This window comes from Xanthomonas sp. LF06-19 (assembly GCF_034105425.1).
GTDB lineage: Bacteria > Pseudomonadota > Gammaproteobacteria > Xanthomonadales > Xanthomonadaceae > Xanthomonas_A > Xanthomonas_A sontii.
Genome location: NZ_JAXGGH010000030.1, coordinates 1 through 356 on the forward strand (window position 1 = coordinate 1; position 356 = coordinate 356).

The following is a 356-nucleotide window of genomic DNA, read 5'->3' on the forward strand; positions in this document are numbered from 1 at the left end:
CTGCCGTTGAGGGTCCCGCCGGTGGTCGCCACCGCCGCGGCCGTGCTGCTGCCGCTGCCCAGCGCCACCGCGCCGGCCTGCGCCGCCGCTGCGCCTGCGCCCAGCGCCAGGCTGTCGCCACCGCTGGCCGTGGCCGCCTTGCCCAGCGCCACGGCGTTGGCCACGGCCGAATCGTTCGCATCGCCCGCCACCGCGCCATTGCCCAGTGCCACCGCGCTGTCGCCGTACGCACTCGCCGCCGGTCCCATCGCGCTGCTGTCGGTACCGCTGGCAGTGCTGTCGGCCTTGGTCGAGTGAGTGTGGGCGTATTTCACGCCCGCGCCTTGCTGAATGCTGTTGACGGTGGTGCCGACCTC

The 356-nt window shown here is 74.2% G+C and carries 1 pseudogene; it reads right to left on the minus strand.

Features of this window, described 5'->3' with window-relative positions:
- Positions 1-314 (minus strand): annotated as a pseudogene (locus SLW55_RS20590) (hypothetical protein); the annotation flags it as partial.
- Positions 315-356: the final 42 nt, after the last annotated feature.